Source organism: Raoultella sp. T31, assembly GCF_002806725.1.
GTDB classification, from domain to species: domain Bacteria; phylum Pseudomonadota; class Gammaproteobacteria; order Enterobacterales; family Enterobacteriaceae; genus Klebsiella; species Klebsiella electrica.
In genome coordinates this window covers 240,020-246,019 of record NZ_PIBO01000002.1, presented here as the reverse complement: position 1 = coordinate 246,019, position 6,000 = coordinate 240,020, and the positions used below count along the sequence as shown (strand labels likewise).

The 6,000-nt window shown below is 55.1% G+C and carries 7 protein-coding genes; 6 read left to right on the top strand and 1 reads right to left on the bottom strand.

What is annotated here, in order from left to right; translation table 11 throughout:
- Window positions 1–220: 220 nt before the first annotated feature.
- On the bottom strand, window positions 221–1,249 hold the full coding sequence (gene rsmC / locus CWM52_RS02640) for a 16S rRNA (guanine(1207)-N(2))-methyltransferase RsmC (protein WP_100682654.1): 1,029 nt from the start codon (window positions 1,247–1,249) through the stop codon (window positions 221–223).
- A 204-nt stretch (window positions 1,250–1,453) separates the two neighbouring features.
- On the opposite strand from rsmC, the gene CWM52_RS02635 reads away from it, so the two are divergent.
- From CWM52_RS02635 to CWM52_RS02610, 6 genes are all read left to right on the top strand, one after another.
- Window positions 1,454–1,867, top strand: coding sequence for a DNA polymerase III subunit psi (locus CWM52_RS02635; RefSeq protein ID WP_100682653.1), 414 nt, complete (start codon window positions 1,454–1,456; stop codon window positions 1,865–1,867).
- On the top strand, window positions 1,836–2,282 hold the full coding sequence (rimI, locus tag CWM52_RS02630) for a ribosomal protein S18-alanine N-acetyltransferase (RefSeq protein WP_100682652.1): 447 nt from the start codon (window positions 1,836–1,838) through the stop codon (window positions 2,280–2,282). The genes CWM52_RS02635 and rimI overlap by 32 nt, the downstream gene beginning before the upstream one ends.
- A gap of 101 nt (window positions 2,283–2,383) precedes the next feature.
- Complete coding sequence (yjjG, locus tag CWM52_RS02625; RefSeq protein WP_100682651.1) at window positions 2,384–3,061, top strand: pyrimidine 5'-nucleotidase; 678 nt, start codon at window positions 2,384–2,386, stop codon at window positions 3,059–3,061.
- A gap of 91 nt (window positions 3,062–3,152) precedes the next feature.
- Entirely contained in the window at window positions 3,153–4,742 is a 1,590-nt protein-coding gene (prfC, locus tag CWM52_RS02620) for a peptide chain release factor 3 (RefSeq protein WP_100682650.1), read from the top strand.
- Window positions 4,743–4,957: 215 nt separating this feature from the next.
- A complete protein-coding gene (gene osmY, locus CWM52_RS02615) occupies window positions 4,958–5,569 on the top strand; it encodes a molecular chaperone OsmY (RefSeq protein ID WP_100682649.1) in 612 nt (203 codons plus the stop codon).
- A 229-nt stretch (window positions 5,570–5,798) separates the two neighbouring features.
- Window positions 5,799–5,960 (top strand): DUF1328 domain-containing protein, encoded by a 162-nt coding sequence (locus tag CWM52_RS02610; RefSeq protein ID WP_100682648.1) that lies wholly within the window; start codon window positions 5,799–5,801, stop codon window positions 5,958–5,960.
- Window positions 5,961–6,000 lie beyond the last annotated feature (40 nt).

Sequence of the window (6,000 nt, the reverse complement as noted above, 5' to 3'; positions counted from 1 at the left end):
CCTAAGGACACTAACACCTGAAGCTAGCGCGTCTACCAATTCCGCCACCTTCGCATTCCATCGATACTCAGAAAGTATCGTTACCACGGAGGCGCATTCTAGTGGTTTTCAGCTATTCGTCAATAGTTAATTGTGTGGCCTGGATTGATTGTTGCAAAAATGGTCGGATGTGAGGGAGGGAACCGGCGGCGGGGTGGCGGCCGCCGGAGAAGCGGAAAAATTATTTTTTCGCCTGACGGGTCATGACGGTACGGTAAACCTTAAAGCGGCCGGTCTGGGCAATCACTTCATGGAAGCCGAAGACTTCATCCAGCACATCCGGATACGGCAGGAAGGCGTTGGCGACAATACGCAGCTCCCCGCCGCTGTTCAGATGACGGACCGCGCCGCGAATCAACGTTTGCGCGGCTTCCTGGCTGGTCTGCAGGCCATCGTGGAACGGCGGGTTGGAGATAATCATGTCGAAACGACCGTTCACTTCGGAGAACACATTGCTGGCGAACACGTCACCTTCAATGCCGTTAGCGGCGAGCGTGGCGCGGCTCGCTTCAACCGCCGGTGCGCTGACGTCACAGAGCGTCAGGCGGACCTTCGGCGAGTGGCTGGCCAGTACGGTCGCCAGTACGCCTGCGCCGCAGCCGACATCGAGGACTTTACCCTTGGTGTGCGGCGTCAGCGTTGACAGCAGCAGTTGGCTGCCAATGTCCAGTCCGTCACGGCTGAATACGCCGGGCAGCGTTTTAATGGTCAGATTTTCCAGCGGGTATTCGCCCCAGTACTGTTGCGCATCGAACGTCGGCTGTTTTTCCAGACGCCCGTGATACAGTCCGCAGCGACGTGCGCTGTCCACTTTCGTCAGGGGGACATATTCGGCCAGCATCTGTTCGGCGCTGCGAACGCCGCTGCGGTTTTCACCGACGACGAAGACGTCAATCCCGACCGGCAGCAGCGACAACAGATTCATCAACTGAAACTGCGCTTCCGGTTTGTTCTTGGGCCAGTAGTAAATCAGCGTATCGCAACCGGCAACATCGCCGGCTTCGGCGACCAGGCTAAAACGAACGTTTTCGCCCATCTGGCCGTTCAGCGCTTGCCAGTGGTGAAACTGCTGGGTGTGGGCGCGACTGGCCGCGGTGTCCAGACGTGCGGGCAGGTCATCCTGCAGGTCACCGGCAAACAGAACGCGTGCGGGTTCGAAATCATCACTGTGGCGCAGCAAGACTTCACTTGCCGGGGTAAAAGCAGACATGAAACACTCCTTCATTAAGACTGGCGCCGATTATACACGTTATCCAAAATGCTGCCTCTTTGTTGGCGCTGCTGGCGCCGCCCGCGCGCGGATAACGTTACGCCGGTCATCTCCGGGCGAACGGCGGGCGCGTCTACGTAGTTTGTTGGCGCAGATAAGCGGGATTTGCTATATTGCGCGCTTAATTCACAGGAGTGTTGCGCTATGACTTCCCGACGAGAGTGGCAATTACAGCAACTGGGTATCACCCGGTGGTCGCTGCGTCGCCCCGGGGCGTTACAGGGTGAAATCGCTATCTCGCTTGCCGGGCATATTCGGTTGGTGATGGTGGCGGAAAACCCGCCGTCGCTGACTGAACCGCTCATCAGCGATATTCTCCGTGCTCTGGCGCTGTCGCCGGATCAGGTACTGCAGCTCACTCCGGATCGCGTGGCTATGTTGCCGCAGGATAGCCGCTGCAACAGCTGGCGGCTGGGTACTGACGCGCCGTTACTGCTGGCGGGTGCACAGGTTTCGACGCCCGCTTTTGATGAACTCCAGACCAGCGCGCCTGCCCGTATGGCGCTCTGGCAACAAATCTGCGCTCATGAACACGATTTCTACCCTCAACACGGCTGATTTGCCCCGTGCCTGGCAAATAGAACAACGCGCCCACGCTTTTCCGTGGAGCGAGCAAACCTTTGCCAGTAATCAGGGTGAGCGCTATCTGAACCTTCAACTGACGGTTGATGGCGAGATGGCGGCCTTCGCGATTACGCAAATTGTTCTGGATGAGGCGACGCTGTTTAACATCGCCGTCGACCCGGCTTTTCAGCGGCGTGGCCTTGGGCGAGCGCTGCTGGAACAGGTGATTGATGAGGTCGAGAAGCGCGGGATCGTGACGCTATGGCTGGAGGTGCGCGCGTCGAACGCCGCCGCTATCGCCCTTTACGAGAGCTTAGGTTTTAACGAGGCAACCATTCGTCGTGGCTATTATCCCACGGCCGACGGGCGTGAGGATGCGATCATAATGGCGCTGCCAGTCAGTATGTAACAGCCTGTACGCCAGGCTTTTTTAAGGGCAGGTCTGACGCTGCGATGTTCAGATCTGCTGTAACAAGACGCCTGTGGGGCGGGCAATGACAGGGTGATACGATGAAGTGGGACTGGATTTTCTTTGATGCCGACGAAACGCTGTTTACGTTTGATTCTTTTACCGGTCTGCAGCGAATGTTTCTCGACTATAGCGTGACCTTTAGCGCCGAAGATTTTCAGGACTATCAGGCCGTGAATAAACCCCTGTGGGTGGATTATCAAAACGGCACGATCACTGCGCTGCAGCTGCAACATCAGCGTTTTAATAGCTGGGCGGAGCGCCTCAGCGTGCCGCCGGGCGAACTCAACGACGCCTTTATGAATGCGATGGCCGAGATCTGCTCGCCGCTGCCGGGGGCGGTATCGCTGCTGAATGCGCTGCAGGGCAAGGTGAAGATGGGGATCATCACCAACGGGTTTACCTCCCTGCAGCAGATCCGTCTGGAACGTACCGGCTTGCGCGATCACTTTGATTTATTGATTATTTCTGAAGAGGTTGGCGTAGCGAAGCCGGACGCGCGCATTTTCGAATACGCGCTGGCGCAGGCGGGTCATCCCGATCGTTCCCGCGTACTGATGGTCGGCGATACGGCGGAGTCCGATATTCGCGGTGGGGTGAATGCTGGCCTGGCCACCTGCTGGCTGAACGCCCATCAGGGGGAATTGCCTGCCGATCTTCACCCTGACTGGACGGTGACCTCTTTAAGCGACCTGGAGCAGCTCCTGTGTAAACACTGATTGCCTCCCCCCCATTGATGGGTAAAATAGCCGCAATTTTTCGTATTCCACATGCGTGGCCGGTTGCCGCGTTTACTAAGAAGAATCAATTATGACGTTGTCTCCTTATCTGCAAGAGGTGGCTAAACGCCGCACTTTTGCCATTATCTCTCACCCGGATGCCGGTAAAACGACCATCACCGAGAAGGTATTACTGTTCGGACAGGCGATTCAGACCGCCGGTACCGTTAAAGGCCGTGGTTCCAGCCAGCATGCCAAATCAGACTGGATGGAGATGGAAAAGCAGCGTGGTATCTCCATTACCACCTCGGTGATGCAGTTCCCGTATCACAACAGCCTGGTTAACCTGCTGGATACCCCGGGCCACGAAGACTTCTCCGAAGATACCTACCGTACTCTGACGGCGGTGGACTGCTGTCTGATGGTCATCGATGCGGCGAAAGGCGTTGAAGACAGGACCCGTAAGCTGATGGAAGTTACCCGTCTGCGCGATACGCCGATCCTGACGTTTATGAACAAACTCGACCGTGATATCCGCGACCCGATGGAGCTGCTGGATGAGGTGGAGAACGAGCTGCGTATCGCCTGCGCGCCGATCACCTGGCCGATTGGCTGCGGTAAGCTGTTTAAGGGCGTGTACCATCTCTACAAAGATGAGACCTATCTCTATCAGACCGGTAAGGGCCACACGATTCAGGAAGTGCGGATCGTGAAAGGGTTGAATAACCCGGATCTCGATCAGGCGGTCGGCGAAGATCTGGCGCAGCAGCTGCGCGATGAGCTGGAGCTGGTGCAGGGCGCTTCAAACGAGTTTGATAAAGATCTGTTCCTCGCAGGCGAAATCACCCCGGTCTTCTTTGGTACGGCCTTAGGTAACTTCGGCGTGGATCATATGCTGGATGGCCTGGTGGAGTGGGCGCCGGCGCCGATGCCGCGTAAAACCGATACCCGTGAAGTGACGGCGGAAGAAGAGAAATTTACCGGTTTCGTCTTTAAAATTCAGGCCAACATGGATCCGAAACACCGTGACCGCGTGGCCTTTATGCGCGTGGTGTCCGGTCAGTATGAGAAGGGCATGAAGCTGCGTCAGGTGCGTACGGGTAAAGACGTGGTGATTTCCGATGCGCTGACCTTTATGGCTGGCGATCGTTCTCATGTGGAAGAGGCCTGGCCGGGTGATATCATCGGTCTGCACAACCACGGCACGATTCAGATCGGCGATACCTTCACTCAGGGCGAGATGATGAAGTTCACCGGTATCCCGAACTTTGCACCGGAGCTGTTCCGTCGCATTCGCCTGAAGGATCCGCTGAAACAGAAACAGCTGCTGAAAGGGCTGGTACAGCTTTCTGAAGAGGGCGCGGTACAGGTCTTCCGTCCGATCGCCAATAACGATCTTATTGTCGGCGCGGTCGGTGTGCTGCAGTTTGATGTGGTCGTGGCTCGTCTGAAGAGTGAATACAACGTTGAAGCGATTTACGAATCGGTGAACGTGGCGACCGCGCGTTGGGTGGAATCCACCGACGTGAAAAAATTTGAGGAATTTAAGCGTAAAAACGAAATTCAGCTGGCCCTCGATGGCGGTGATAACCTGACATATATCGCGCCAACCATGGTTAACCTGAATCTGACGCAGGAACGCTATCCTGACGTGATGTTCCGTAAAACTCGCGAGCACTAATCCCTTCCGGAGCGCGGTTCTCCCCGCGCTCCACGCTATTTTTTCGTCGTTTCCCGCGCTATAGAAAGTTCTTAAAGATGCCGTCAGCGTAACTTTTTGTACATATTTTCCGTCTCTTTGATGACCTTCTACTATATTTAATAAGTAATTTTTAAGATTCTGGCTTAATTAGCTACTTATTTTGCTTTAGCGGTAGAAATAACGAGGACAGAGAGATGACAAGACTAAAGAATGCCGGGACGTTGCTGGCTCTCTTCTTAGGCTCAGCCATGATAAGCGCCTCGGCATATGCAGAAAATCCGCCGGCGGGCAGCGCACAATCGGTTGCCACCAGTGCGGGCAAGGCCGTCGACAGCTCGCTGAATAAAGTCGGCGATTTTATGGATGACAGCACGATCACCGCCAGGGTGAAAGCGGCGTTGATTGACGATAAAAATATTCGCAGCAGCGATATCTCCGTGAAAACAGAGAATAAAGTGGTGACGCTAAGCGGTTCGGTTGACGGCGCGGGGCAAAAAGATCTGGCGGTGAACGCCGCGAAAACGGTCAAAGGCGTGACCAGCGTGAATGACCAGCTGCGCGTGGTTGCAGAGCCATCTGCTAGCCTGAAGGGATATGCAGGCGATACAGCTATTACCAGCCAGGTCAAAGCCAAACTGTTGGCGGATGACATTGTGCCGTCGCGAAAAGTCACGGTTGAAACCCGCGGCGGAACCGTCCATTTATCCGGGACCGTTGATTCTCGTCAGCAGGCGGACCGTGCGGCAGATATTGCCAAAGCCGTTTCTGGCGTAAAAAACGTAGAAAATAATCTCAGCGTTAAATAATCCCATTCATTTAATAACGTTATTTCCCGCGAACTATTTCACCTGCGGGAGGTAAATAAATGAATCCTCTGGCGCTTATTCAGGTCATTTTATCGAGGAACACGGGCATCGCCCAAACACCAGCAATTCGACGTATGACGAGTTAAGAAAAGAGCATGACAGGGTTGGTTTATGCGCGGCCTGAGCGCGCAGAAACGCGGCCGTTATCCACTATGGTAAGGAGCACATTATGTTTCGATGGGGCATTATTTTTCTGGTCATTGCACTGATTGCCGCCGCGTTAGGATTTGGTAGCCTGGCGGGTACGGCTGCCTGGGCTGCAAAAATCGTCTTTGTCGTCGGTATTATTCTGTTCCTGATTAGCCTGTTTACCGGGCGCCGGCGCCCATAGAAAGCGATCTTTCCCTGTCGCGCAAGATGCGAAAGGCGTT